Source organism: Roseibium sp. MMSF_3544 (assembly GCF_030732845.1).
Classification (GTDB): domain Bacteria; phylum Pseudomonadota; class Alphaproteobacteria; order Rhizobiales; family Stappiaceae; genus Roseibium.
This window is the reverse complement of sequence record NZ_JASHKA010000008.1, coordinates 1-25744: the sequence shown is the minus strand read 5'-3', so window position 1 is coordinate 25744 and position 25744 is coordinate 1. Positions and strand designations below refer to the sequence as shown.

The 25744-nt window shown below is 58.6% G+C and carries 23 protein-coding genes; 15 read left to right on the top strand and 8 right to left on the bottom strand.

What is annotated here, in order from left to right:
• Positions 1-35: 35 nt before the first annotated feature.
• The 3 genes from minD (at position 36) to RBB47_RS13090 (ending at position 1774) form a co-directional block, all read left to right on the top strand.
• Positions 36-857, top strand: coding sequence for a septum site-determining protein MinD (minD, locus tag RBB47_RS13100; RefSeq protein WP_305986261.1), 822 nt, complete (start codon positions 36-38; stop codon positions 855-857).
• Positions 854-1114: a cell division topological specificity factor MinE gene (gene minE, locus RBB47_RS13095; RefSeq protein WP_305986260.1), complete on the top strand. Its 261-nt coding sequence runs from the start codon at positions 854-856 to the stop codon at positions 1112-1114. Before minD ends, minE begins: the two co-directional genes overlap by 4 nt.
• 129 nt (positions 1115-1243) lie before the next feature.
• On the top strand, positions 1244-1774 hold the full coding sequence (locus tag RBB47_RS13090) for a hypothetical protein (protein ID WP_305986259.1): 531 nt from the start codon (positions 1244-1246) through the stop codon (positions 1772-1774).
• A 62-nt stretch (positions 1775-1836) separates the two neighbouring features.
• Here RBB47_RS13090 and RBB47_RS13085 read toward each other — a convergent pair whose 3' ends face one another.
• From RBB47_RS13085 to RBB47_RS13070, 4 genes are all read right to left on the bottom strand, one after another.
• On the bottom strand, positions 1837-3123 hold the full coding sequence (locus RBB47_RS13085; RefSeq protein WP_305986258.1) for an MFS transporter: 1287 nt from the start codon (positions 3121-3123) through the stop codon (positions 1837-1839).
• A 316-nt stretch (positions 3124-3439) separates the two neighbouring features.
• The gene (locus RBB47_RS13080) at positions 3440-4285 is read right to left on the bottom strand and encodes a metal-dependent phosphohydrolase (protein ID WP_305986257.1); all 846 of its coding nucleotides are present in this window, start codon (positions 4283-4285) and stop codon (positions 3440-3442) included.
• 159 nt (positions 4286-4444) lie between these two features.
• Positions 4445-5185, bottom strand: a complete 741-nt coding sequence (locus RBB47_RS13075) for a trans-aconitate 2-methyltransferase (protein ID WP_305986256.1) — start codon at positions 5183-5185, stop codon at positions 4445-4447.
• 69 nt (positions 5186-5254) lie between these two features.
• Positions 5255-6136, bottom strand: coding sequence for a choline/ethanolamine kinase family protein (locus RBB47_RS13070; protein WP_305986254.1), 882 nt, complete (start codon positions 6134-6136; stop codon positions 5255-5257).
• 162 nt (positions 6137-6298) lie between these two features.
• Between RBB47_RS13070 and RBB47_RS13065 the strand changes: the two genes are divergently transcribed.
• The gene (locus tag RBB47_RS13065; RefSeq protein WP_305986253.1) at positions 6299-9799 is read left to right on the top strand and encodes a P-loop NTPase fold protein; all 3501 of its coding nucleotides are present in this window, start codon (positions 6299-6301) and stop codon (positions 9797-9799) included.
• Positions 9800-10079: 280 nt separating this feature from the next.
• Here RBB47_RS13065 and RBB47_RS13060 read toward each other — a convergent pair whose 3' ends face one another.
• Both RBB47_RS13060 and RBB47_RS13055 read right to left on the bottom strand, forming a co-directional pair.
• Positions 10080-10541: a GNAT family N-acetyltransferase gene (locus tag RBB47_RS13060; RefSeq protein WP_305986252.1), complete on the bottom strand. Its 462-nt coding sequence runs from the start codon at positions 10539-10541 to the stop codon at positions 10080-10082.
• Between the two features lie 29 nt (positions 10542-10570).
• A complete protein-coding gene (locus RBB47_RS13055; RefSeq protein ID WP_305986251.1) occupies positions 10571-12172 on the bottom strand; it encodes a peptide chain release factor 3 in 1602 nt (533 codons plus the stop codon).
• Positions 12173-12354: 182 nt separating this feature from the next.
• On the opposite strand from RBB47_RS13055, the gene RBB47_RS13050 reads away from it, so the two are divergent.
• Positions 12355-12909: a DUF2585 domain-containing protein gene (locus RBB47_RS13050; protein WP_305986250.1), complete on the top strand. Its 555-nt coding sequence runs from the start codon at positions 12355-12357 to the stop codon at positions 12907-12909.
• 787 nt (positions 12910-13696) lie between these two features.
• On the opposite strand, the gene RBB47_RS13045 is transcribed toward RBB47_RS13050, so the two are convergent.
• Positions 13697-14371, bottom strand: a complete 675-nt coding sequence (locus RBB47_RS13045) for a GntR family transcriptional regulator (RefSeq protein WP_305986249.1) — start codon at positions 14369-14371, stop codon at positions 13697-13699.
• Positions 14364-15401, bottom strand: coding sequence for a Gfo/Idh/MocA family protein (locus RBB47_RS13040; protein WP_305986248.1), 1038 nt, complete (start codon positions 15399-15401; stop codon positions 14364-14366). Before RBB47_RS13040 ends, RBB47_RS13045 begins: the two co-directional genes overlap by 8 nt.
• A gap of 189 nt (positions 15402-15590) precedes the next feature.
• Between RBB47_RS13040 and RBB47_RS13035 the strand changes: the two genes are divergently transcribed.
• From RBB47_RS13035 to RBB47_RS12990, 10 genes are all read left to right on the top strand, one after another.
• On the top strand, positions 15591-16604 hold the full coding sequence (locus tag RBB47_RS13035) for a TRAP transporter substrate-binding protein (RefSeq protein ID WP_305986247.1): 1014 nt from the start codon (positions 15591-15593) through the stop codon (positions 16602-16604).
• A gap of 230 nt (positions 16605-16834) precedes the next feature.
• Positions 16835-17365, top strand: coding sequence for a TRAP transporter small permease (locus tag RBB47_RS13030; protein ID WP_305986246.1), 531 nt, complete (start codon positions 16835-16837; stop codon positions 17363-17365).
• Entirely contained in the window at positions 17362-18645 is a 1284-nt protein-coding gene (locus RBB47_RS13025) for a TRAP transporter large permease (RefSeq protein WP_305986245.1), read from the top strand. The genes RBB47_RS13030 and RBB47_RS13025 overlap by 4 nt, the downstream gene beginning before the upstream one ends.
• Before the next feature lie 12 nt (positions 18646-18657).
• Positions 18658-18948 carry a putative quinol monooxygenase gene (locus RBB47_RS13020; RefSeq protein WP_305986244.1) on the top strand — a complete coding sequence of 97 codons (291 nt, stop codon included), beginning with the start codon at positions 18658-18660 and terminating at the stop codon, positions 18946-18948.
• Positions 18945-19742: an N-acyl homoserine lactonase family protein gene (locus RBB47_RS13015; protein WP_305986243.1), complete on the top strand. Its 798-nt coding sequence runs from the start codon at positions 18945-18947 to the stop codon at positions 19740-19742. The genes RBB47_RS13020 and RBB47_RS13015 overlap by 4 nt, the downstream gene beginning before the upstream one ends.
• Positions 19739-20971 carry a 3-oxo-tetronate kinase gene (gene otnK, locus RBB47_RS13010; protein ID WP_305986242.1) on the top strand — a complete coding sequence of 411 codons (1233 nt, stop codon included), beginning with the start codon at positions 19739-19741 and terminating at the stop codon, positions 20969-20971. The genes RBB47_RS13015 and otnK overlap by 4 nt, the downstream gene beginning before the upstream one ends.
• On the top strand, positions 20968-21615 hold the full coding sequence (gene otnC / locus RBB47_RS13005; protein WP_305986241.1) for a 3-oxo-tetronate 4-phosphate decarboxylase: 648 nt from the start codon (positions 20968-20970) through the stop codon (positions 21613-21615). The genes otnK and otnC overlap by 4 nt, the downstream gene beginning before the upstream one ends.
• An 11-nt stretch (positions 21616-21626) precedes the next feature.
• A complete protein-coding gene (locus RBB47_RS13000; protein ID WP_305986240.1) occupies positions 21627-22742 on the top strand; it encodes an isocitrate/isopropylmalate dehydrogenase family protein in 1116 nt (371 codons plus the stop codon).
• A gap of 325 nt (positions 22743-23067) precedes the next feature.
• Positions 23068-24228, top strand: a complete 1161-nt coding sequence (locus RBB47_RS12995; protein ID WP_305986239.1) for a Gfo/Idh/MocA family protein — start codon at positions 23068-23070, stop codon at positions 24226-24228.
• A 683-nt stretch (positions 24229-24911) separates the two neighbouring features.
• On the top strand, positions 24912-25744 hold an 833-nt coding region (locus RBB47_RS12990), incomplete at its 3' end, for a LamG-like jellyroll fold domain-containing protein (protein WP_305986238.1).

Sequence of the window (25744 nt, the reverse complement as noted above, 5' to 3'; positions counted from 1 at the left end):
AGCGACCGGTGCCACAACAAAACAGGACGGACACCATGAGCAACGCCACCGTCGTTGTTGTCACGTCGGGCAAAGGCGGGGTCGGCAAGACGACCACCACCGCCGCGATTGCCTCGGCGCTTGCCAAAGAAGGCTACCAGGTCTGTGCGATCGATTTCGATGTCGGCCTTCGAAATCTCGACCTTATCATGGGTGCGGAGCGCCGGGTCGTCTTCGATCTGGTCAATGTTGTACGCGGTGAAGCCTCGATCAAACAGGCTCTGGTGCGTGACAAGAAACTCAACAATCTTTACCTGCTTCCGGCCTCACAGACGCGGGACAAGGATGCGCTCACTGAAGAGGGTGTCGAGAAGGTCATCGGCGAACTGCGCATGTATTTCGACTGGATCGTCTGCGACAGCCCGGCAGGTATCGAGCGGGGGGCGACGCTCGCCATGCGCCATGCGGACGAAGCCATCATCGTCTCCAACCCGGAGGTCTCTTCGGTGCGTGACTGCGACCGGATCATCGGTCTTCTGGATGCCAAGACAAAAGTGGCGGAAGAAGGCGGCAGGATGCCGAAGCACCTGATGATCACGCGTTACGACACGGACCGCGCGAAAACCGGCGACATGCTGGCGACCGACGATGTCGTCGACATCCTCTCCGTCCCGTTGATCGGAGTGGTTCCGGAAAGCAAGGACGTCCTCAAAGCGTCCAATGTCGGCCTCCCCGTTACACTCTCGGACGAAGGGTCGGCGCCGGCAAAAGCCTACATGGAAGCTACCCGCCGGCTGCTCGGGGAGAACATCCCGGTCACAATCCCGGAAGAGAAGAAGAGCCTGTTCGGCAAGCTCTTCAAAGGGAGGGCCGCATGAACATCCTGAGCCTCTTTGGCAAAAGAGGCGAAAGCGCCTCGGTCGCCAAGAACCGGCTGCAAATCCTCCTGGCCCACGAACGGGCAGATGATGGCTCCGATGCCGTGCTGATCTCCAGCCTGAGGGAAGACATCCTGGCCGTCGTGGCCAAGCGCGTCGAAATCGACCCCGATTCCGTACGCCTTGAAATGGACCGCTCAGGCGATGTGACAACGCTCGGCATCGATATCGAGTTGCCGGCAGCAAAAGCCTCTTAGCGGAGCGATCAGAGCAAACACCAGATTTTTGAGGCGCCGGATCCGTTCGGCGCCTTTTTTCTGGATCTGATCAACTGCTGCCGTCATTGTGGGCTTGTTCCAAAAAGTGTTCAAAGGCTGGAGCCCGCCATGTTTCGGATCAAATTCGCCGCTTCGCTTGTCGCACTTGGCTTTGCATGCGCACCCCTGCCCGCGGTGTCGCAGGAGACCGGGTTGAATATTCGCGGATGTCTGGATGCGGTTGGCACCTATATGACAAAACGTTCGTCCGAACAGGAGGGAAAAACCCGGATTGACCGCGGTCTGATTGCGATCACCAATGGCGGCCACGCCTTCGTGACGGACAGCGCACAGGGAGGTCTTGAAGGCTATCAGCCGTTTTCCGATGGACGCGGCGCCTGGCGCTGCCTGGGCAAGCAGGACGGCAAGGACAAGATCAAGATCATTACCTTCGATTTTACAACGACGCCGAATGCCACGACCGACCGGTTGATTGCGCGTGTCACGGTTGAAGCCGTCTCCGATCCCCAAACCGGAACAATTTCCGGCAAGTCTCTTGTCGAATTTCTGGCGATAGACGCGGATCCCTATACGACCGATACGGTTCGTCCGTCAGTTCCTTACGACTTTACCGGCGTTAAATTGACTGTCGGTGAGTAATATCGCTTCAAGTCACCAACGAACGTAATTGCCGGGATGCGAGATCACCAACTCATCCGATCCTAGGTATTCGCACCTCTTTCGAAGTGCCCCGCCCGGCTGAGCAATTTTGGCAATCGCCAGATCACCGGGATCGATATCAGCGTCGCGATGACGATGTAATAGACCGGTGCGTAGTCGTCGCCGGTCCGGTTCACGAGATAGGTCGCCACCACCGGAGTCGTCCCGCCGAACACCGCCATGCAGATATTGTAGCCGAGTGCAACAACGCTGCAGCGCAAGTGCGCTGGGGCCGTCAACGTCAGCGCTGTCACCGAGAGAGCCCAGCCGGCCGTGCTGCTGAGCGTGAGTCCGAGCTGGCCCGCAAACACTGAAACCGTATCCGTTCGGTGCATCAGCCACCAGCAGGGACCGACCAGCACAAGCGTTGCAATCGCCCCAGCAAGAAAGACCGGACGCAGGCCGAACCGGTCGGCTGCGATCCCGCAGACCGGGACAAACAGAGCCATGACAATGAGATTGATCGTGGTGATGTCGAGGGCCTGGGACGCGGTGAAGCCGGCTTCCGAGCTGAGGTATGAGACAGCGTAGACATAGATCACGAAATAGATCACCGCAGTCGGTATCAGGAGAAGGACCATCTGGCCGATCAGCGCCGGGTGATAGCGAAGGCTTTGCAGGATGGGCGAGGTCTTTTCGTCCGGATCCTTGGGTCTGGCTGTCTCCGTCAGGCTGAGCCGCAGAATTGCGCTGAAAATGGCGACCACACCGCCGATGGCGAAGGGTACGCGCCATCCCCAGTCCGACATCTGCTCCGCACTCAGGAGAGAGCTGAAGCCCGCCGGAACGGCAGACCCAAGGACGCAACCCCACATCATCGCGAAGGCGACCCAGGCTCCGGTCATGGCCTTGCGCCCTTCTCTCGACTGCTCGACGAGCAGAACACCGGACGCGGTGTATTCTCCAGCAACCGAAATCCCCTGCACGATGCGGATGGCCACAAGGAGCAAAGCCGCCGAGAGGCCGATCTGGTCATAGGTTGGCAAGGCCGCAATGGAAAAGGATCCGCCGCCCATCAGCAATACGGAGATCATCAATGCCGTCTTGCGACCGACCCGATCTCCAATGTGTCCGAAAATCACGCTTCCGATCGGTCGTGCCGCATAACCCACCGCCAGCACGGCAAAGGCAGACAGGAGCGCCGCCAGTTTGTCCTCGGACGGGAAAAAGAGAGTTGCCAGGGTCGGCGCCAGGAAGCCGTAGACGGTAAAGTCATACCATTCCAGGACATTGCCGCTGGACGCAGCGAGAATTGCCTTGGGTGTCAGCTTCGATTTCTTGTCGGACATGAGCACCTTTTCTCAACTGAACCCTGTCGAACCTATCCAGCAGACGCGACGGTCCAATTCAACTGCGTTTATTTCCCAGCTTGCCGCGCTTAGCCCGCGACGCCTGCCTTCCTGAAACCGATCAGCCCTTTGCCGATATCGGAAGCAGAATGATGCGACTCGCCAGAAGTTGTATAAAGGGGTTCGCACGCGCCGGAAACCTTTCCCGTTCCGACGACTTGGCCAGCCCTGCAAAAGGGCCCGCCAACGCAGATGCCCCTTGCATCACGGCGCAGCGTTCACCTCGCACTTCGAAGACTTAGGTCAGACAAAAGCTTTAGCGCTGCGGACCGAGGAGCGTCATGTCCTTTTCGGCGAGCATCAGGTTTGCGTAGAGATTTGCGATCCACTGACGGCCCGACGCCGTGATTTTCAGGTACTCGATCGCCTTCTGGATATAGGGCGCGACGCTGTTCCTATAAAATTGCGGGTAGCGGTGCACTAGGTCGGCAGGTGTGTCGTAGCCGAGCTGCTTGTTGAGGCCGGCTTCCTCAAATTCGTAGTAAAGCGCGTTCGCCTTGCGGATGTAGTGCGGATCTCCGAGCTGACCGATGAAATCCGCCGCGCGGAGCAGATTGGCGTCTTCGCACAGCATCTCGCTGTCATCCGGGAAGCGGCTTGGAAATCTCGTGCCTTCAATTGCTTCGGCGACGCGCTGAGGATCAAGCAGCCGGGTTCCTTCGAGCCGCTGGTGAACGTAAAGCTTCGAACGGTCAACGTGGTAGGGTGTCAGAGAGGCGTCAGACGCACCGCGGGGCAGCTTTACCTTGTCTCCCTCTTCATTGACGACAAATCCGTTTTCATCGTCGCCCGGCAAGATGCCCCGGACATAACCGATGTCGTGGGTCAGACAGGCGACGATGACATGGGCATAGTCGGCCGGCGCCATGTGAGAGTGAAGCGCTCGTCCACGCAGAATGTCGTGGCCCACCAGTGTGACCAACATCGTGTGCTCGATATTGTGGTAAAGCGCGTCACTGTTGCCGATGCACTCCATCGCAATGCGAGCGATCGACGGAACCAGCTCGGCAAGTTCGGGGTCCGATTGGCCGAAGCGGCGCTGGACGTAAGCAGTCAGGAAATCGCCGAGCGCATCAGCCGCCAGTTCCGGCACGGTAAACATGAGTATCAAAACCCTCAACTTACACTTTGAATAAAATGCAATACTTCAATTAGGTACCGTTACGAATGTGTATGTCAACGAGATGTCGGAAGGGCTTCGGAATTTGACTTGGCCAGCCTGAAAAATGCGAAGGCGACGTGCTCCAGCGATGCCCGTCCCTCACCCGGGCTTTGCTGCCGACAGAACGATGCAGCTCGGATTGTCGAGGTACCAGGCCCAGCCGACCACATGGTGACGCTGTTCAGGCGGGAACCTGAGCGGATGCCAGCGGATGTCGGTCAGCCCGCCTTTCCTGAGCGCTTTCTCGTGCCGCGTGCGGCTCCACTGCCAGATCGGCACTTCGAAATCCTTGATTACGAGCGCATGTGCCGGCGGGTCGATGATGCGGTATTTGAACCCGATCCGCGCTTCCATGTCGTCCGGCGCACTTGAAAAGTCGTAGTCCGGGTTGATCGTATAGGTCACGAACCTGCCGCCCGGCCCAAGGTTCCGGCCGATCATCTCTCCCATTCGGTCAAGTTCGTCCACGCTTTGCGCATAATGAAACAGGTACATCGCGGTGACGATATCCACTGGGGGCGTCAGCTCGAAAGTTGCGTCGGCCGCGCTGACTTCTGCGTAAGTCACCTTGTCCGGAAACGCTTCTGCTTCGCCCTCGGCATTTTGGGCCCTTGCGCGATCGAGCATTTCTTCAGAAATATCGAGCCCGAGCACTTCTGCAGCGCCGCCATGGGCCAGAATGCGCGTCAGGCGGCCATCGCCACAGGCGAGGTCCAGAACCCGTTTGCCGGTAACCGGTCCGAGGACGTCCATGAAGACAGTCCACTCAAGCAGCCTGTAGGGATTGTCAGAAACCGATTGCTGAAGATAGGGAGACGGGTTCCTGTCGTAGTCGGCCATCCGGTTCGCTCTCGATTACCAGTTCACTCTCGTCACACCGATAGGTCTTCCAATACCGGTGCACTCGTCTCAATCAAGAGACCTGAAGGCAGCATAAGCCTCGTGATAGCGCCCGAGATTGTCTTCCGTAAAGCGGGCGTAATCAAATTCGAGGCCGGAATGCAGCTCCGACACCATCGACCAGAGCGTTTCGCGCATCAGCGAAGCACATTTCATGGCGTGATACCGGCGCAAGAGAAGCTTGTCCGGCTCGTGGCCGTAATAGATCTCAAGGGCCAGCAGTTCCTGGTCCGGGTCGAGATCGCTGTTTGATGCCAGGCCTCCAAGATCGAACAGCGGCGAGTTGAACCCGGCATAGTCCCAGTCGATCAACCAGATGCGCCTGCCGTCGTCGATCAGGTTGGCGGCCAGAAGATCGTTGTGGCTGAAAACCATCTGGATGCGGCCGATAACTTCTTCAAGGTGATCTGCCTGTTCACCCAATTCCGGCAGAAGGTCGACATACCCGCTCCCGTCCGCGCGCAAGATCCGCGCATAGTTGCGCAGCACATGGAAGACCCAGAATGCCATCACCGGCCCGGCCAGGAACCGCGGAATTTCGTGATGGCAGCGGCGCAGGATTTCAAGGACCATTGGCAGAGTGAGAGGGTCACGGACGTCTTCTTCCGTGAGTGTCCTGCCCTCTATGAAATCGAGGACAATGGCATTGTCCTGGGCATGGTGAACCGCCGGTGACAGACCGGCTTCGAACGCCGCCCTGCTGGCAGCGATATCGTTGAAACGCATGATCTGATGGACAGGGATGTCGCCGCCGATCCGGGCCACGAAATCACGCCCGGCGTCGCGGACCTTGAAGTTCGTATTGGTAAGCCCGCCCGAAAGCGGTTCGGGATCAACAGGTCCCGACCAGCACGGCAAGCCGGCGACGATTTCAAGCGGGTCCACGGACATCTTGTCTCCTGCCTGTCTTGAAGCGGCGGTCCTTATCCTGCGCTTTCAAGGTCAGGTTCGGCAAGCGCTGGCAACTATAAAGGCGTGATTGTTTCCCGATCCGGACCGCTATTGCCCCTCAACAGGCTTCCCGTATAGGCTGAATCCCGGGGGAGCAGACACGTGACTGCAAGAATCCAGCCGATTGATCTGGGAGAACTTGAAACCTGGCTACGCGGGCAGCCAAGAAGCGTGTCCGCTGCGATTGCCGTTCGCTGCTCCCTGCGCGCCCTGCCGTTGCTTTTTTGGGAACTGGAAAGTGAAGATGGTCGGCTCTTCAATGTCCTGAAGACCTTTCGGCAGAACAACGCCGCATTCGCATTCGTTTGCTCTGAAGAAGACTTCAATCAGACATTCGGCCTGACATCCGACTTCCGCAGTTCCGAAACGGATAACCCTGCTGTTCAATCAGCATATCACGCGGCCGACGCAGCATTTGCCGAAGTCCGATCTGGGCAAAGTTCAATCGATCCGAGATTCGGCGACTCCATTGCAAGCGCCAGTCTGGAAATCGCGATCGGGGCGACGCTACAGGCCATCTATATTGATAGCGAGATTGCCAGCGCCGCGTACGAAAACGATGTTCGCCAATTGAGGGAGGGAGCCTCGCCGGTCCGCCTGGCTCAGACTGAACTCTGGCAGGGCAGCTCTGTTCCTTCTGCAATTGCCGAGGCATGGGAGAACCTGAAGCGGCACCTGAGCGAACGCAAGCAAAGCTGGGAAACCTGGACGGATTGGTATGACGACCGGGTCACCGGCCTGCCACCGGTCGATATCACCCTGGAAATGGCTCGTGTGACCCTGCCGGAGCCGATGTGGGAAGAAGGCGCGGATGCGATCAATCCGGAACTTCTTCATCTTCTCGAACTCTTTGAAAAGGGCGGGTCGGAGCAAGTCGTTGTCCGTTTCAACGAATTGCGTTGGCAGGCCGAGAAAGCACAGCTCTCTGGGCAGAAAACAACGACATCCTCCCAAACCTCGGCGAGCTCTGCAGAGGAGTCCATCCCCAACGTCTGGCTGTTGCAATACAATGACGGCGACCGGGTTTCCAACTGGACGCAAACCGCGACACCAGGTTCGACGCTCCGCTGGAAGACCGGCAAATCGTTGCCGAGAAACTTCAGCTTGGGTGATCAGGTTGTTTATTGGCGCACCACACAAAAAGGCGGCGTTGTTGGAACCGGGCACGTATCCTCGCTCACAATCGAGACCGAGAACGGTATTCAGCGCATTCCAACCGAGGTGCACGAATTTTTCGAAGACGACCTGATTCCCCGTGCGGAAGCCATCAAGGCGGCAGGGATTGACCGGAAAGTCTTTCGAGGCGCCATTCTTGATCTGCCGATTGAACAGGCATTCAGGCTCGATGCATTGCTCAGGGAAAAAGACCGCTCACCCATTTTCTCAGAAGATCAGCGCAACATCATCGAGCGCGACCTGGCCGGCGGCGCAAACACAAACGTAGGCACAGGAGCGGAAGAGGGAACCGGAGCAGCAGGGTCGGGCACGGGCAGTCAAGGTGTCGATGGCACAGGCAGCGGCGACGCTTCTCCCGGCACCGAAACGGACTTCAATCCGGACGATGCGGAAACCGAACGCGATGATCTGGGAAGAGGTGTGCTGGCGATCGCACTTGGACGGCGGCTGCACCGGATCTGGTGCGAACTCAACGGCGCCTTGCCCAAAGAAACCAAGAATTCCGGCCAATCTGACGAACAGCCTCTTTATGAGGCAACGTACTGGACCGGTGTCGAAGAGACAGATGCCCCGTCCGGCGAACAGCACAATTACTTTTTTGACCGGGGCCGCAGCAACACGCGCGCGGGTTTCGTTCTTCACCTTGATGCCCCGTGGGGCGGTGGCAAGACGACCTTCGCCAACTTCCTGTCGCGGGTTCTCAATCCATGCGGCTACACCCACGGCAAAAACTCCTTCCTGTCCAAGCGTTATGCCGGAAAAATCCCTCCGGCGGTGTTTCTACAGGCGTCAGAAGGCACGGGAGATGGCCGCGACTGGCCGGACGCGGCCAGGCGTCCCTGGATCGTCGTGCCCTTCAACGCGTGGCAGGCCCAACATGTCAAACCGCCCTGGTGGGTGTTCTACCAGACCATCCGCAAACGCTGTTTTGACTCGGTCATCTACGAAGGCTGGGCGCCAGAAGAGCTGAACAAAGAGGCCGCAGCAAAGCCGGGTTGGCTGAAACGCCAATATCTCAGGATGTGCCTCTGGGTGCCCGAGATCAGCTGGCGTATCGGAAACCCGAAAGTAACAACGCTGTTCCTGACAGCGCTGGTGAGTGTGGCCCTCCTCGCCGGCCTGGCGTCGGCTGGAATTATCGACGTCTTCGGACAGGGCGACGAAGCCAAGGTCGGACTTGTCGTCGGAGACGGCATCGGCTTTCTGCTTGGCGGGCTCACAGGCGTCAGCTTCCTGTGGGGACTTGGAGCGCTTTTCACCGAGTCCATAAGGCCGGGCACGGATACGCTGGCAGAACGGCTGTCGCTCGGGAGCGGTGATCCGTTCGAGCGGTTCCGCCGGCATTTCTACAAGACCATGAAGCGGGTGAAGCGCCCTGTCCTTGTCGTGATTGACGATCTCGACAGGTGCAGCCCTGAATTCATCGTTGATCTCGTGCGCGGCATTCAGACCCTTTTGCGCAGTCCGCGCGTTGCCTTTGTCGTCCTCGGTGACCGCGACTGGATCGAGCGCGCTTTCGAGGTCTACCACAAGGACATGAGCAAGGTCAGCGTTGGGCCAGAGCAGAGCTTCGGCGCACGGTTCGTGGAAAAGGCGATCCAGATGTCGTTCATCTTGCCTGGCCTGCCAGAGGAGAAGCAAAAAGAATACGTTCGCTTTCAATTGCTTGGCGAAAAAGCTGAAGAAGCTACTGAAACAAAGGATAAGGTTGCGCCAGAAACCGTCGAGCGAGTCAGAGCGATCGTGCAGGACAGTTTGAAAGTCACGGCTCCCACGAAGCGAGATAGCGTCACCATCACCGCCGACCTGCGCCGCATCGCCGATCAGCTTGGCAAATCCGAGGACCGGCTGGACCTGCAGGATGCACTCAAAAGCGAAACCATAACGGCCAGCCTGGTACGTGAAGAACTCGCGATCCACTCGGCAACCGACGATGTGGCAGCTTCCCACCGTCTTGAGCCGCTGGCCGAGCACTTGCCCTCCAACCCGCGTCAGATCAAGCGCATCATAAACGCCGTCTCCATGTACAACGCCGTTGCGCACCATCAGCGCAGCAAATGGGAGTCCGACAACGCCCGCTGGCTGCAACTCGCCCGCTGGATCATCATCATGACGGAATGGCCCAAAACCTGGCGCCTGCTCGCCTGTTATCCGGCCATCTCCGATCTGGTTCATGCAAATGACCCTGCAGCAGCGTGCACCAAAATGTTGAAGGATGCCAAGCGAGCCGCAGAATTGCCGGAGTCGAAGGAAACCGCCCTTGAGGAAGTGGAACGCATCAAGAGTGATGCGACACTCCTGGCCCTGATGGCCGGTGACGACGCGGCAGCCGGCGAAAAGCTGGACCGCAATGCTATTGTCGATCTGGTCTCGCTGACCCCGCTCTACAGCCGCTCGGCCGATCCGGCTGCCCCTGCCGGGGACTAAGGCGACCCCTATTCCTACCACATCACCCTGAGGGAGCGCAGCGCGCTGCCGCGACGCAGCCGTGTCGTCTCGGCTTTACTTGCCGTCCTCCAGTCCCATCACCTCTCCCTTTGGGGAGAGAGCCAGGGTGAGGGGTCAAACCTGACAAGAGAACTGAAACGTCTGTCCCCTCACCCGGCCTTGCAGGCCGACCTCTCCCACGGGGAGAGGTGACAAGAGATGAAGTCGTCGGGATTGAAACAAGTCCACGCTGCAAGCTTCGCGCGGCCGGCGTTGATCGTCACCCGATGCGTTTGGCCAGTTCCGATGTCTGGTTCCAACCAGCCTTTTCGTAGAGAGGCCGAGCTTGTCTGGTCGCGTGCAGGATCGCAAAATTGAGGCCGCGCGCGCAAAGCTCCGCCTCGCCAGCGGCCATGAGTTTCTTGGCAATTCCCTGACCGCGCCAATCGGGCTCCACAAACAGATTAAGCACATATCCCCGTTTGCTCACCGTCGGGTGCATCGGGTGCGGAGGCCAGTCGATTGCCATCAATCCTATGCCGCCCACAGCTACGCCCGCGCTTTCAGCTACAAATCCGAAGTAACTGCCATCTTCCAGACACTGATGCTGCCACTCGCGATAGGTCTCAGCCATCGCTGCCAACGCCACTTCCTCGTGGCCAGCGGCAAGAAACATCTCTTTTCTGTGGCGGCAGACGAGATCACAATCGGAAACGGAGATCGGGCGTAGCGTTACAGACATTCTGGTTCCGGACTGAGCTCAACAGGACTTCACGCCTCGTAGACGATCTCCCGGGTTTCGCGGAAGGTCACATCGGGGAATTTCTCCGTGACATGACCGATTTCCCAGGCGTTCTTGAACAGGAACACCGGTTTGTCGTCGCGGTCGTTGGCGACAGACATGCGGTGGCCCTCGATAATCTTCTGTAACGTCTGGCTATCCGTCTCGATCCAGCGGGCGGTGTTGTAAGGCACCGTCTCGAAACCGATCTCGGTGCCATACTCAGCCTTCAGACGGTCAACCACGACGTCAAGCTGCAGTGCGCCGACGACGCCGACGATCCAGTTGGAACCAAGATCCGGTTTGAAGATCTGAACCAGCCCCTCTTCGGCGAGATCCTGAAGACCCTGGCGCATCTGCTTGACGCGCATGGTGTCGGACAGACGCACCCGGCGCAGGATTTCCGGGGCGAAGGCGGGAAGGCCCGTGACGTGGATGTTCTCGCCCTCTGTCAGCGTATCGCCGACACGGAGCTGGCCGTGGTTGGGCACGCCGATGACGTCGCCCGGGTAGGCAAGGTCCGCAATCTCGCGTTCCTCGGCAAAGAAGAAGATCGGCGCAGAGACGGCAATCTGCTTGTTGGCGCGCACATGCTTCAGCTTCATGCCGCGTTTGAAGGTGCCCGAACACAGCCGCACGAAGGCGATCCGGTCGCGGTGCTTGGGATCCATGTTGGCCTGCACCTTGAAGACGAAACCGGTGACCTTGTCTTCTTCCGGCATGATCGTGCGCCCGCCGGTGGCCGGCTGGGAATGGGGCGGCGGGGCATTGTCTGCAATGAAGTCGAGAACTTCCTCAATGCCGTAGTCACGCAGTGCGGAGCCGAAGAAGACCGGCGTCAGGTGGCCTTCCAGAAAGCTCTCCTTGTCGAACTCGGCATAGCCTTCTGCACCGAGTTCCACGTTCTCGGTGAGCTCGTCCATGATCCGGTCGAAGACGGTGCCGGTCAGAATCTCATCCTCAAGGCCGGAAACGTCCTTGGTCTCGGCATAAGGACCGCCACGCTCGCCTTCGGATGTGTGGAACTTCTTCTGCTGCCAGTCATAGACGCCGAAGAAGTCGGAGCCCATACCGACCGGCCAGGTCTGCGGGGAAACGTCAAGTGCGAGCGCTTCCTGGACCTCGTCGAGGATTTCCAGCGCGTGACGGCCTTCCCGGTCGATCTTGTTGACGAAGGTAATGATCGGAATGTCGCGAAGACGGCAGACTTCGAAGAGTTTCCGGGTCTGGGTCTCGATACCCTTGGCAGCATCGATCACCATGATGGCCGCATCGACAGCGGTAAGCGTGCGGTAGGTGTCTTCGGAAAAGTCCTCGTGGCCCGGCGTATCAAGCAGATTGTAGACGATGCCCTTGCGCTCGAACGTCATGACGGAGGACGAGACGGAAATGCCGCGTTCCTGCTCGATCTTCATCCAGTCGGAGCGGGCCCGGCGACGTTCGCCACGCGCCCTCACCTGCCCGGCGGCACGGATCGCGCCACCCGACAGGAGCAACTTTTCCGTCAATGTCGTCTTACCGGCATCCGGGTGGGAAATGATCGCAAAAGTGCGCCGTGCTTGAAACGGTGCCGCGCCGTTGAGGCCAGCCATTTGATGTCTCCTGATCCGCAGATCCGGCAGGGTTGCGCAATCGCGACGGTTGAAACCGGTGCGCAACAACAATCTCTGGGGCCGGACGGATTGATGTTTCGTTGGCGCAAGGTCATAGAGAGAATCCCACCGAATTTCCAGTGCAGAATCACTGATTTCCTGCGCAACAACAGGAGAAGCGCGTGAGCCACACAAGATGCCTGATCATCGGCCTCCTCATGATCGCCGCAACGGCTGCCATTCTTCTGGCGATGGGACGGATCCCCATCTGCGAATGCGGTTATGTCCTGTTCTGGACACCCGCCGACGATGTTGCAGGGTCGTCCCAGCATATTGCGGACTGGTACACGCTCTCGCATATCATCCACGGCTTCATTTTCTATTGGGTCCTGTGGCTTCTGTTTCGGCGCAACACAGTCTGTGAACGAGCGCTCGGGGCGATCTTTCTTGAAGCGGCCTGGGAGGTCGCGGAGAACAGCCCCTGGATCATCGACCGCTACCGCGAGGCTACCATTGCCGTCGGGTATACCGGCGACAGCGTGCTCAACTCGGTCTTCGACATCATCTGGATGCTTGTTGGGTTCTTCTTCGCCTGGCGGATGCCTGTCTGGGTCACGATCCTTGTCGCCATCGGCTTTGAACTCCTGGCGCTCTGGGTGATCCGGGACAATCTCACTCTCAACGTGCTGATGCTGCTCTATCCAATCGAGGCGATCCGCACCTGGCAGGGCGGCTGACTGGCGCCTATCGTGCGCGTTCCATTGTCACCCCATTGAATTAGCGATTTGAGACGCAAAAGACGTTCGATGATTGCTGGATCCCTGCCTTCGCAGGGATGACAATCAGGTTGTTTGAAAAAACCTCATCAATCGGTCCCGGATCATGTCCGGGACGGCAGCCTGTGTCTTCTCTCTCCGTCGTCATAAACTCATCTGGGCGCGATTGGATCAACAGGTAGGAGACTGCCAGAATGACCCGTCATTGCCGGGCTTGATCCACTGCTGTCCGGTTTAATTGGCGCGGTTGAGTACATGTCTTTGAGAAAGCGGCAAAAGATTCGCAAACTCCAAGCCACAACACGGAATAGTTTCTAGGGTTTGTCGTCCCGGTTTGCCGCATACGCGGCAAGACCGGGATCCAGTATTCCGTGTAGCCGACTACTGAAATAGACAGCCAGACAAGAGTTTACTGGATCCCGGCCCTGCGCTTCGCGCCTGCCGGGATGACAACTCTTAGGTTCGCGAGTCGCCCCACAGGACCTAGTATCCACCAAACCGGACAGCAGCGGACTTGATCGGGCAATCCAGGCCGTTCCTTCGCCCTAATCTCATAACCTCGATTTGGGAATGGTCACGGCATGGGTCCCATGGTCGAGCCATGGGACGACCGGAGAAGTGTGGGGGAACAATAAGTCCCGGCTCGCGCTGCGCACGGCCGGGATGACGAACGACAGGTCAGACAACCGGAAGATTCTGGTTGCGAACCGAATGGCGACCTTAAGGCTTTTGGTAAAGCCGCAACCCGTCAAAGCTGAAACAGCTTGTGCTTTTTGAGCAGTTCGATCAGCACTTCCCTGGCGTGCCGGCGATGGCTTCTGTGGCACTCGCGCGCCGTGGCGGCATCGCCCTGTCTGATCGCGTCATAGACTGCCCGGTGGTCTTCATTGGATTTGACTGGCAGAGGCCGGATGTAAAGTGTCATCGCCCTTGCGCGCCTTACCTGATTGGCCATCATGGAGACGATTGTCTCCACGCGTGAATTGCCGCCGAGCCTGACCAGCTCTTCGTGAAAGTCATTGTCGCCCACCGCCCAGGCTTCCCTGTCCTCGCGCGCCAGCGCATCTTCCATTGCTTCGATCGCCTGTTGGAGGGTCGCCAGGTCTTCTTCGGAATAGCCTTTTTCGGCCGCTTCTTCGGCTGCAAGGCTCTCCAGTTCGGTCAGGATCGCATAGATCTCTTCCATGTCCTTCAGGGAAAGCGTCGCAATGCGAACGCCTTTTCTGGGGCGCACTTCGAGCAAGCCTTGCTGGGCGAGCATCAAAGTTGCTTCGCGGACGGGGGTACGCGACATTCCGAGCCGGTCGGCGAGTTCGCTTTCAAGGTGGTCGGAGCCAGCTGCAAGTTCACCGTCGAAGATCAGCTGACGGATCTGCTCCATCGCCTGTGTCGTGATCGTCTTCGGTTTCGGTGCTTCAAGCACTTGCAAACTCCCGGATTTTCTTCCCCTGGCGGTCAGACTCGTAAATCGCCTCTTCGATGGCAATCACCTTGAGATAATCCCTGGCTTGGTTTTCCAGCGGTTTTGCGTCGATGATCCCGTCGACAACGTGACATATCAGATTCTTGACGCAGTCGCCGCCAAAGCCTTGCCAGTTTCCCGCAGCAAGCAAAACGGTCTCCTCGCAAGCCCCGAAGTGACGCAAGCGAACGCTGCCATCCCCAAACAGCGACAGCGTGCCGGCTGTTCCCTCGACAAGCGCTTCGCCGAGTGTTGTCCTGCAGTTCTCGGCTGCGTGGTCGAGCAGCCTGTTGCCATCAAAGAGCGCACGCGCACCGTTTGGGTAGTCGAAGATGAAGTAGCCCGCATCCTCGCCCTCAATGACCGGATTGAGTTTCCTGAGGTCCGCGTAGACTGCCTCCGGTTCGCCAAGCAGATACCGGAACGTATCTATCCAGTGGACCCCCGTTTCATGAATGAGCAGCTTCGGCATCTTCTGGAAGTATGGCTGCCGGTCCAGGTAGGCCTGAGGCCCCTGCCCGTCGCCTGTACGCAGGCGGAAAGTGAGCTGCAGCACATCGCCGATGAGCTCCTCGTCAAGAGCCTGTTTGATCGTGCGGTACCAGGGCTGGAACCGGAAATTCTCATGAACCACAAGAGGGATCCCGGCAGCCTCGGCAAGGTCGGCGGCTTCCTTTGCTTCGGCCAGTGAACTGCAGAATGGTTTCTGGCAAACGATCGCCCGGACACCTTGTGCAAGCGCAGACCGGATGGCCGCGAGATGGGTCTCGGGCGGTGTGATGATGTCCAGTATGTCCGGCCGGGCCATTTTCAGCATCGTGTCGAGACTGTCGAATGCAGAAAAGCCGGTTGCCCTTGCCTTTTCAAGATCTAGATCGCAGGCACCGACGACCCTGACCTGTGGAAGCGACCGCCAGGCGTCATAATGAAACCTGGCGAAATAGCCGGCCCCGAAGCAGGCAACCCGCAAGGTTTCACCGCCTTCCGTCATGACATTCCTCCCGCAAATCCGGCTCCCCTGTTCTCACCCGGCGCGCTTGCCTTTTCCGGGGGCAGCATCCGGCTTGTCCCCAATTCTGATAGTGGAGATCTGCCAAGTTGACAAGGGATTGAATTACGTATACGCAAATAAATGTGCAATTTGATACGATCATCAATCCGATCGTGGGAGGAGACCCAAATGCTTGATAAGAAATCCCTGCACCGCCTGTTGTTGAGCGCGGCAATCGTTGTTGCCGGTGCGGGTGGCGCGATTGCCGCCGAAACGCTGCGGTTCAGCCATACCGACAATCCCGGCGGTTCACGCCAGGCCGCCGCAGAACTTTTTGCGGAGAAAGTCGCTGAATACACCGACGGCCGCTACGAAGTTCAGATCTTCCCCTCGGGACAGCTGGCAAACGACCCGAAAGCGATTGAGCTTTTGCAGCTGGGCGGCATTGATTTCACCGTGTCGGCGACCGGCAGCTACGCCACTCACCTGCCGACCCTGAACCTCACTGCCATGCCGTTCCTCGTGGACACCTACGAACAAGGCTGGGAGCTTTACGACAATTCCAAGTGGCTGCAGGGTGAATTCGACCAGCTTCCGGAAAAGGGCTTCCGCGTCCTGTCGACCTGGGAAGCCGGCTTCCGCAGCTTCACGACGAATGAGCCGCTTGGTTCTCCCGAAGATGCCCAGTCCATGAAGATGCGCGTCTTTCCGAACGACATGATCCGCTGGTCCATGGAAGCCATCGGGTTCCAGACCGTTGTCATGCCGATCACGGACGTCTACCTGTCGATCCAGCAGGGCATCGTGAATGGGCAGGAAAACCCGGTCGATACGATCAATTCGCTGCGGTTCTACGAAGTCGCGCCGCACATCACGCTGACGCGTCACGTCTACAGCCCGCTGCCGCTGACGGTCGCGGAGAAAACCTGGCAGTCTTTCTCTGACGAGGACAAGGAAGCCGTCCTGAAAGCGGCCGCCGAATCCGCGGCCTTCAGCCGCGACCTCGTGAAGAGCTCTGTCGACAGCCAGCTGACGCAGATGACCGAGGCAGGCGCAAAGGTCAGCGTTCCGAACATCGAACCTTTCCGCGAAGCCGTGCAACCTGTCTATGCAAAGGCGAAGGACGTTTACGGTGAGGAAGCCGTCGACAATATCCTCGCTGATGCTGCAGCCATTCGGCAGGCGCTCCCGGCACAAAACTAATCGAGCAACGTGAGCGTCAGCTCGTCACCCGGATCTGAAGTTCGTCTCATACTTCAGTGTTCGCTGAACGAACTTCAGATCCAAAAGAGTGACTGACAAGTTTATGGAAATAGCGTGGTTTTGAATTTGAAATACGCATCCGAAGTCTCTGAAGAATAAAGCGTATTTCAAATTCACCACACTAGCCGGAGCCTTTCTGGCTCCGGTCCTTTTCAAAAAAGAGAAGACCGTTGGATTACCGAGATCATTATCCGGCTGCGCTGCGCTGGCTCAGCCATCTGGTGGACTTTTGCCTGATGCTGGGCGGCTTCGCGATCGTCACCCTGGTGTTCTGCAATGCCTGGCTTCGCGGGTTTGCCGGCTTTGACCTGGCCTGGTCGCTGGAAGTTACAAGCTTTTTGTTGCTCTGGAGCACCTTTATCGGCTGCGCGGCGGCCGCGGCACGCGGGGCGCATATGCGCGTGACGGAAATCGTCGAGCGGCTTTTCCCCCGCACCGGGCAGCGGGTTCTCGCCATTGCGATCGATGTCATCATCGTCGTTCTGCTGATCAGCCTGATTTACACCGGGTACAATATCTCGGTTCACACCTGGGCACAGAAAACCACCGTTCTCTACTGGCCCGTCGGTCTGCTCTATGCCTCCATGCCGGTCGGCATGGCCGTGACCCTGATCTTTCACCTCTACAACATGGTGTTCGATATCCGGAACCCCGTCATTCCGCACGGAACCCATTCAGATGGCGGCGAGGCCCTGTCATGATCCTGATTTTTGTCGTCGCGGTTTTCCTGACCACGGTCTTTCTAGGTATCCCGCTCGTCTGGGCGATCCTGATCACCGCTGTCCTGCCGATCATCGTCTTTGACCTCGGCTACCCGCTTCAGGCGCTATTTCTCAATTTCATCGGCGGTGTTGAACCGAACCACTTCCTGGCGATCCCGCTATTCATTGTCGCCGGGGAAATGATGAGCCGCGGCGGTGTCGGTTTGCGCATCATCGGATTTGCCAAGGCGGCATTCGGCTTCATGGCCGGTGGGCTCGGCATGGTCGTCGTCGGGGCTTCGATGATATTCGGCGGCATCTCGGGATCAGCAATCGCCGACAGTGCCGCCATCGGCTCCGTCATGATCAAGAACATGTCCCGGGAGGGATACAACACGGCATTCGCGGCCGGACTTGTCGCTGCGGCCGGAACGATCGGCATCATCATACCTCCCTCCATTCCGATGCTGATCTACGGCTTTGTCGGCAATGTTTCGGTCGCGGACCTTTTTCTGGCGGGCATGGTTCCCGGCATCCTGTTCGGCGCCATGTTCATGGCCGTCTGCTACTATGTCGGCAAGACGAGCAATTGCGACCCCGGCGGCCGGACCACGACGCTGAAGGAACTGACAAGCTCCTTCATCGGAACCGCGCCGGCACTTTTCATGCCCGTCCTCATCCTGGGAGGTATCTTCACCGGGTGGGTCACACCAACGGAATCCGCGGCTGTCGCCGTCGTCTATGGCCTTTTCGTCACCACGGTCGTCTATCGCGATTTCAAACTGAGGGATCTGCCACGGCTCCTGGTCGATTCCTTTGTGACCAGTTCGGTCGTCATGGTGGTGATCGGTGCGACAACGGTTCTGGGATGGCTGATCACGCTGGAACAGATGCCGCAGATCCTGGTGGCATTCGTGCAGGAATTCTCGAGCGGGCCGTGGATGTTCCTGCTTCTTGTGAACATTGTCCTTCTTATTCTCGGGTTGGTGCTCGATCCGGTCCCGGCCATTCTTTTGACCGCGCCGCTGTTCCTCCCGACCGCACAGGCCTTTGGTGTCGATCCGGTCCATCTGGGCGTCATCATGACCTGCAATGTTGCGGTTGGTCTGTTCACGCCCCCGGTCGGAGCGACCCTTTATGTGGCCTCCAGGATCTCCGGTGTCGGCGTTTTGTCGATCGCCCGCAACATGGCGCATCTTTATCTCGCCGCCATCGCTGCTCTTCTCGCCGTCACCTACATTCCCGTCGTCTCGATGGGGATGGTGCATCTGTTCCGCTGAAGGAGACGGCCGATGTATGCGGTAACAGTTCGTTTCCTGATCAAGGACGGCATGTTCGAAACTTTCATGCCGTTGATGATCGAAAACGCCAGGACGTCGAACCGGGTCGAGCCAGGGTGCCGGCAGTTCGACGTCTGTACCGACCTCGAGCGCCCCGGCGAAGTCTTTCTCTACGAAATTTACGATGACGCGGCGGCGTTCCAAAGCCATCTCGCATCAACGCATTTTCTGGCCTTTGACTCGCAAGTGTCTACGATGATTTTAGAAAAGACAGTTGCGACCTATTCAAAGGTGACCTCATGACGCCCTGGGAAGTCTTCGCCGTCAAATACGCGGACCGGAACGCGCGCACCCGAATGGACAGTTTTCTGTTCGACGACGACCACCACCTGCCGCACGACATGGACTATTTCATCTGGGTGCTGCGCCGGGACAACGACGTCATTCTTGTCGACACGGGATATGATCAGGAGGAAGGCGACCGGCGCGGCCGGCCGATCCGGCTGCACCCGGTCGAAGCGCTCTCCCCCCTCGGCATTGATCCGCTGGCAGTGTCGACAATTATCGTCACGCATCTGCATTACGATCACGCAGGTGGCCTGAAACACTTTCCCAACGCAACCATTCACCTGCAGGCCGCCGAAATGGCCTATGCAACAGGTCCGTGCATGTGTCACGGAACTCTGAAAGCGCCCTTCACTGCCGACCACATCTGCGAGGCGGTGCAAAGGCTCTATTCCGGGCGCGTCGTCTTTCATGAGGGTGACGGAGAAGTCCGGGAGGGTGTCACCGTTCATCACACGGGCGGCCACAGCAAGGGCCTGCAAGCGGTGCGCGTTCTGACGGAAGCGGGCTGGATGTGCCTTGCCTCCGACACCTCGCACTACTACGAGAATTTTCTCCAGGCGAAACCCTTCCCGATCGTCGTCGACCTCGACGACATGCTGGAGGGGTTCCGAACCATTCGAAAACTCGCAAGCTCCGACAAGCTTGTTGTTCCGGGACACGATCCGCTTGTGCGCGACTACTTTCCAGCGCACGGACCGGAGCACGTCATCCGCCTCGACCGCGGCCCGATAAAATGGGAGGCGTCATGAAGCTCGGCGTGATCGCAGACGACTTTACCGGTGCCTCCGACATCGCCCTCACGCTCTCGGAAGGCGGCATGCGGGCGGCACAGTTCGTCGGCGTTCCGGACCGGCCGGCGGCGGCGGAAATTGACGCCGGAATCGTTGGACTGAAATCGCGCACGAGCCCGGTCGGAGACGCAATCGACATGTCTCTCATGGCCTGTGACTGGCTTCTGGAACAGGGCTGCGAGCAGATCGTCTTTAAGGTTTGCTCGACATTCGATTCCACGGACGAAGGCAATATCGGACCTGTCGCAGCAGCGCTTGCCTCGCGCCTCGGCGAGACGTCGGTTCTTGTCTGCCCGGCCTTTCCCGAGAACGGGCGCACGGTCTACGAGGGCCATCTCTTCGTGAAAGACAAGCTCCTCAGCGAAAGCGGCATGCAAAACCACCCGCTGACGCCCATGAATGACCCCGACTTGCGCCGCGTGCTCGAGCGGCAGACGGATTGGCCGGTCGGCCATGTTCCGATCGCAACGGTTTGGGCCGGGGCTGATGCAATTGCGTCGCTTGCGTCCATCGTCGGCAAAGCCATGCTCATCGCCGACGCCATTCGAAACGAGGATCTGATCGAGATTGGACTGGCCGCGAAAAGCCGAAAACTGATCGTCGGCGGTTCGGGTGTCGCGCTCGGACTTCCCGAAAATTTCGGCGTTCGCAATCATGATGTTCGATGGACAGGGCACGCGGGCAAGGCAGTCGTCCTTTCCGGATCGTGCTCGGCGGCAACGCGGGGTCAGGTCGAAGCATACCGTAGCCACGCCCCTTCCCGCGAGCTCTCGGTCGCAGACATCATTGAAAAACGGCTGTCGCTGCAGGAGCTGGTTGAATGGGTGCTCCAGCAGGAAACGCCGCCGCTTGTATATTCGTCGGCCGACCCGGAAGCCGTTGCCGCGACACAGCGGCAATTCGGAAAAACCGAAAGCTCTGAATCGGTTGAGCGGCTTTTTTCGAACCTTGCCGCAGCTCTCTCACAATCCGGTGTAAGCCGGATCGTCGTCGCCGGCGGTGAGACGTCCGGCGCCGTCGTCTCGGGTCTTCAGGCCGAGACACTGGAAATCGGGCCGCCGATTGCGCCCGGCGTCCCGGCGCTCAAGGTGTCCGGGCGCGGACTGGCCCTTGCCCTGAAATCCGGAAACTTCGGTGGCCCTGACTTTTTCAGCGAAGCCCTTTCGGTGCTGGAGGGCCACGCATGAGCGGCATCGACACGACACGGGAACAGATAGCGCTTTATGCGAAGTCACTCTTCGACAGAGGCCTTGCGCATGGCTCGACGGGTAACATCTCCGTCCGGCTTCCTGACGGGAGTCTGCTGGTGACACCGACCGGGTCAACCATGGGCTCCCTCGATCCGGCCCGGATCAGCCATCTTGCAGCCAGCGGCGAGCATCTGTCGGGCGACAAACCGACAAAGGAAATGCCGCTTCACGCGGCCTTTTATGAAACCCGCAGGGACACCGGTGCCGTTGTGCATCTGCATTCCTGTTACTCTGTCGCGCTGTCCCTGCTCCCGGATCTCCATCCGGACAATGCCCTGCCGCCGTTGACCGCTTACGGGATCATGCTTCTCGGGAAGGTCCGGTTGCTGCCGTTTTTCGTACCAGGGGATCCGGCCATGGGAGACGCCGTGCGCGGATTGGCCGGGCAACGTTCGGCAGTCCTGCTTGCCAACCATGGTCCGGTCGTTGCCGGAAAGGACTTGGCAACGGCGGTGAACGCAATGGAGGAATTGGAGGCGACGGCAAAGCTTGCCTTGCTGCTGCGCGGGGCGGGTGCGGTCGCCCTGAAAACAGATCAGATAAACCGGATTGTTGACCGGTTCGACGTCGACTGGACTTAAGGAAAGACCTTATGAGAATTGCCCTGATCAAAGGTGACGGTATCGGCGTGGATGTTGCAGAAGCTGCACTTGCGGTCGTTGAGGCTGCCCTTGGAAAAGTCGGCCAACAGGCACCGGCATGCGATGAAATCAATGCAGGCGCCGGCTACTTCAGCGAAACAGGTCTGGATATCGAAAGCGATAGCGAAGCGCGTATCGACGCAGCCGACGCGGTCTTTCTTGGCGCGATCGGATTGCCCTCCATCCGCCACGCCAACGGAACTGAAATTTCGCCGCATCTCAGGCTGCGCGATGCTTTCGGACTTTATGCAGGCGTCCGGCCAGTAAAGGCTTATCCGAACGCGCCCCAGCGTCTGGCTGATCCGCGCGCGGCATCTATCGACCTTGTCATTTTGCGGGAATCCACTGAAGGGCTTTTTTACTCGGCCGCAACGCATAACCGAAGCCTCGTCGTCACAGACGACGAGGTTCAGGACGTGTTGCGGATCACCAGGAGCACGACCACCAAGCTGCACACATTCGCCTTCAATCTTGCGCGCAAGCGACGTGAACGCGGCAGGCCCGGAACTTTGACCTGCGTCGACAAGGCGAACGTGTTCACCTCGCTCGCCTTCTTCCGGCAGCTTTTTGACGAGGTCAAGGACGGCTTTCCGGATGTGCCGGTCGGCTACAATTACGTGGACGCACAGGCGCTTGATCTCGTGCGCAAGCCCTGGGATTTCGATGTCCTGGTGACAGAAAACATGTTCGGAGACATTCTTTCCGATCTGGCCGGCGGGCTGGTCGGCGGCATGGGTATGGCGGCGTGCGCGGAGATCGGTGACAGCACCGGCCTGTTCCAACCGGCCCACGGCAGCGCGCCCGACATAATGGGCGAGGACAAGGCCAATCCGCTCGCGGCAATCCTGAGCGGTGCCCTGATGCTGGATTACCTTTCGGAGAAACTGGATCAACCCGAACTCGGCGATGCAGCCGACGTCATCAACATGGCGGTGGAAGCCGGCTTTCAGGACAATGCGCTCAGGCCCATGGAGTTCGGCGGTGACATGGGTACACGCGCGGTCACAAACCAGATCCTGTCGCAGATCGAGGAAAAACGCCCTCTGAGAGCATCTCTTGGTGCCTGACAGCCCAGACGGCTTTTTCGGAATTTTTCGCCTACGCATTTTCTTCGACATGAGGCATTGCGTATTGCATGACGCAGGTGCTTCACTGACCAACACCCGCATCACATGACCGGTGCACCCAAAGACGGCTTCCATATACTCAGCGGAGCCAAGGGGAAAATTGCCGGCAACCGATACGTTGAAGACATTGCCGTTCCAAAAATCTTATCCAGAACGAGTGTTTTATCAGCGCCCACCCGCTTCCTCTTGGGCTGGATTCCGTGTAGTGATGTAATCGATTACATAGAAAGAGCCCATCGCAATCAGGGCGAGAAGGAGTAGCGACATGGCCATCGAAGGAAAAGACAACCCGCAAACGCGCCCGATCCGCCTCGGCATGGTCGGCGGCGGCAAGGATGCGTTCATCGGCGCCGTGCACCGTATCGCCTCAAGGATCGACGGCTGCTACGAACTGGTCGCCGGTGCCCTCTCCTCGACCGCTGAAAAAGCACGTGAGTCCGGTCGTGAGCTCGGCCTCAAAGAGGACCGGATCTACGCGGATTTTGAGGAAATGGCCAAGCGTGAGGCCCGCTTGAAAGACGGTATTGAGGCCGTCGCCGTTGTCACCCCCAACCATGTTCACTACGCAGCTGCCAAGGCATTCCTGAAACGCGGTATCCATGTCATCTGTGACAAGCCGCTGACGTCGACGCTCGCGGATGCGAAAAAGCTGGTCAAGGCGGCGGAAAACTCCAGCGCACTCTTCTTTCTAACCCACAATTATACCGGTTACCCGATGGTCCGCCAGGCGCGGGAGATGGTTCAAAACGGAGACCTCGGGACAATCCGCGTCGTTCAGGTCGAGTACCCGCAGGACTGGCTGACGATCGAGCAAAACAACAAGCAGGCCGACTGGCGCACTGATCCGGCCCGGTCCGGAGCCGGCGGCTCCACCGGCGACATCGGGACCCATGCCTTTAACCTTGCCTGTTTCATCACCGGAGAAACGCCCGAGAGCCTGGCTGCAGATCTGCAATCCTTCGTTCCGGGCCGGCAGGTCGACGACAATGGGCACGTGATGCTCAGATATGCCAGCGGCGCTCGCGGCATGCTCTGGTGCTCGCAGGTCGCGCCGGGCAACGAAAACAATCTCAAGATCCGCGTTTATGGCGACAAGGGTGGCCTCGAGTGGCACCAGGAGAACCCGAATTATCTGCACGTCACGCCGTTTGGCGAACCGGAGAAGATCGTCACCCGTGGCGGTGCCGGCATGCTGGACAGCGTCGCACCGGCAACGCGGATTCCACCGGGGCATCCGGAAGGATATCTGGAAGGTTTTGCAAATCTCTACAAGGACGCGGCTGATGTGATCCGGGCGCACCAGGCTGGCCAGGACCTGCCCCATCTTGTCCCCGGCATCTCAGACGGCCTTGCCGGTGTGCGGTTCGTTGATGCCTGCGTCCGCTCATCCGGCAGAAACGCTGCCTGGGTGAAGCTGGAGAGCTGACGACACAACGAGGTCCAAGTCCGGCCTGGAAGCTCAAGCGATTGGCGCGCGGGTGCGTGTGGTCATGCATCCGGCGTTTCGCTCTCACTGACGTGGACCAACCCAAACACGGCTCAATTCGGTCTTGCGGGGGTCCGGATCTTCCTCTCAAGGAGGAAAAAGTGCGGCAGCTATCCTCGTAGCAAGGCACTCTCCATGCGTGTTTAAAGTCTCAAAACACGCACTGATGATACCAGGTACCGGCGTTCTGCTGGCCTCATCCCGAATACAACCTCGGCTCAACCAGAGTAAACTAAATCTGATTAACTAAATAGAATTTACAATAAAGAAACGGTTTATCGCCGCAGTCAGAATGTCACCCCCCAACTTAAGCAAATATTAAATAATAACACGCTTCAAGACAGCAAATATCCAGCACATTGAATATAAAATTACCCTTTTAAAACAGAACTTTGCCGCATGAGTGCATGATGCAAATTTTACTCAAAATACTTGGGTCCAACTTTGATCGAAATATTGCATTTTTTTTGCCTCATTTGGCCTGATTTTTCGACAAATTGACGCGAATACATTAAGAGCACAACAACGACTCATCGAACAAATCGCTTGGACACATTCCGTACAAATGCCGAGAGACCCTCGGCGTAACAGGCTCTTTTTGCCTGAATTCAGGGGTACCGAGTATGCAGTCGTCAAGATCTTCCATCCTGCCTGCACCTGTCTTCACTCACTCCGGAGAAACCGTTTTTTCCGGTGAGAAGGGCGATTACCACGATGCAGGGAATGTGGCGGCACTTTCCCTGGCAGCCGGCACCATCGCCATGACCTTCAATGCGGACCACGTTTCCGGACAGCAGGCGCTCTTTTCCAAGGACGGGCGTGGCTATGACGAGGGCGGTCATCTGACCGTCTGGCTCAAGAACGGCGAGATCATCGTCCGCCAGCAGACCGACGATCGCACCGAGTATCTCAAGGTTCCCGACCTGAAGATCGAAAAAGACACCGACTATCACCTGGCCGTTTCCTTCGGCGAGGACGGTCTCAACGTCTATGTCAACGGACAGCTCTGGGCCGCCGAGCCGGAGATGAAGCAGGGCATGGACATGAACGAGCGCTCCTTCCTGGTCGGCGCTTCCGGTGCCTGGCGCTCCAGCGACAGCCAGACCGCGCACCAGCAGTTCAAGGGCACCATCGCAAACGTCATGGTCTTTGACGAGCAGATCGCAGGTGAAGACATGGCAGCCCTTGCCGGAGCCGTCGATCCCAACTTCGAGGCGGACGCGCTGGCCGCCATGGCACAGGACGACCTGATGCCTGCCTTCCAGCAGCTCCATCACGGCTCCGACGAAGCCAAGGCGCTGGCCATGGCCTACGGCTTCAACCACATGGGCGAGATGACCGCGAACGCCACCACTCAGGACGGCACCGATCAGGGCGAGACCATCGAGGGAACCGATCAGGCCGACGCCATCAATGCGGGCCTCGGCGACGACACCGTCAACGGCAAGGCCGGCAA

What these genes read in the sequence shown, in the direction of transcription:
- RBB47_RS13055 (WP_305986251.1), bottom strand. Translation starts at nt 12,172, where the DNA reads ATGGCTGGCCTCAACGGCGCGGCACCGTTTCAAGCACGGCGCACTTTT.
- otnC (WP_305986241.1), top strand. Translation starts at nt 20,968, where the DNA reads ATGAGCGGCATCGACACGACACGGGAACAGATAGCGCTTTATGCGAAG.
- RBB47_RS13080 (WP_305986257.1), bottom strand. Translation starts at nt 4,285, where the DNA reads ATGTTTACCGTGCCGGAACTGGCGGCTGATGCGCTCGGCGATTTCCTG.
- RBB47_RS13070 (WP_305986254.1), bottom strand. Translation starts at nt 6,136, where the DNA reads ATGTCCGTGGACCCGCTTGAAATCGTCGCCGGCTTGCCGTGCTGGTCG.
- RBB47_RS13020 (WP_305986244.1), top strand. Translation starts at nt 18,658, where the DNA reads ATGTATGCGGTAACAGTTCGTTTCCTGATCAAGGACGGCATGTTCGAA.
- minD (WP_305986261.1), top strand. Translation starts at nt 36, where the DNA reads ATGAGCAACGCCACCGTCGTTGTTGTCACGTCGGGCAAAGGCGGGGTC.
- RBB47_RS13090 (WP_305986259.1), top strand. Translation starts at nt 1,244, where the DNA reads ATGTTTCGGATCAAATTCGCCGCTTCGCTTGTCGCACTTGGCTTTGCA.
- RBB47_RS13040 (WP_305986248.1), bottom strand. Translation starts at nt 15,401, where the DNA reads ATGACGGAAGGCGGTGAAACCTTGCGGGTTGCCTGCTTCGGGGCCGGC.
- RBB47_RS13075 (WP_305986256.1), bottom strand. Translation starts at nt 5,185, where the DNA reads ATGGCCGACTACGACAGGAACCCGTCTCCCTATCTTCAGCAATCGGTT.
- RBB47_RS12995 (WP_305986239.1), top strand. Translation starts at nt 23,068, where the DNA reads ATGGCCATCGAAGGAAAAGACAACCCGCAAACGCGCCCGATCCGCCTC.
- RBB47_RS13085 (WP_305986258.1), bottom strand. Translation starts at nt 3,123, where the DNA reads ATGTCCGACAAGAAATCGAAGCTGACACCCAAGGCAATTCTCGCTGCG.
- RBB47_RS13015 (WP_305986243.1), top strand. Translation starts at nt 18,945, where the DNA reads ATGACGCCCTGGGAAGTCTTCGCCGTCAAATACGCGGACCGGAACGCG.
- otnK (WP_305986242.1), top strand. Translation starts at nt 19,739, where the DNA reads ATGAAGCTCGGCGTGATCGCAGACGACTTTACCGGTGCCTCCGACATC.
- RBB47_RS13025 (WP_305986245.1), top strand. Translation starts at nt 17,362, where the DNA reads ATGATCCTGATTTTTGTCGTCGCGGTTTTCCTGACCACGGTCTTTCTA.
- minE (WP_305986260.1), top strand. Translation starts at nt 854, where the DNA reads ATGAACATCCTGAGCCTCTTTGGCAAAAGAGGCGAAAGCGCCTCGGTC.
- RBB47_RS13000 (WP_305986240.1), top strand. Translation starts at nt 21,627, where the DNA reads ATGAGAATTGCCCTGATCAAAGGTGACGGTATCGGCGTGGATGTTGCA.
- RBB47_RS13035 (WP_305986247.1), top strand. Translation starts at nt 15,591, where the DNA reads ATGCTTGATAAGAAATCCCTGCACCGCCTGTTGTTGAGCGCGGCAATC.
- RBB47_RS13060 (WP_305986252.1), bottom strand. Translation starts at nt 10,541, where the DNA reads ATGTCTGTAACGCTACGCCCGATCTCCGTTTCCGATTGTGATCTCGTC.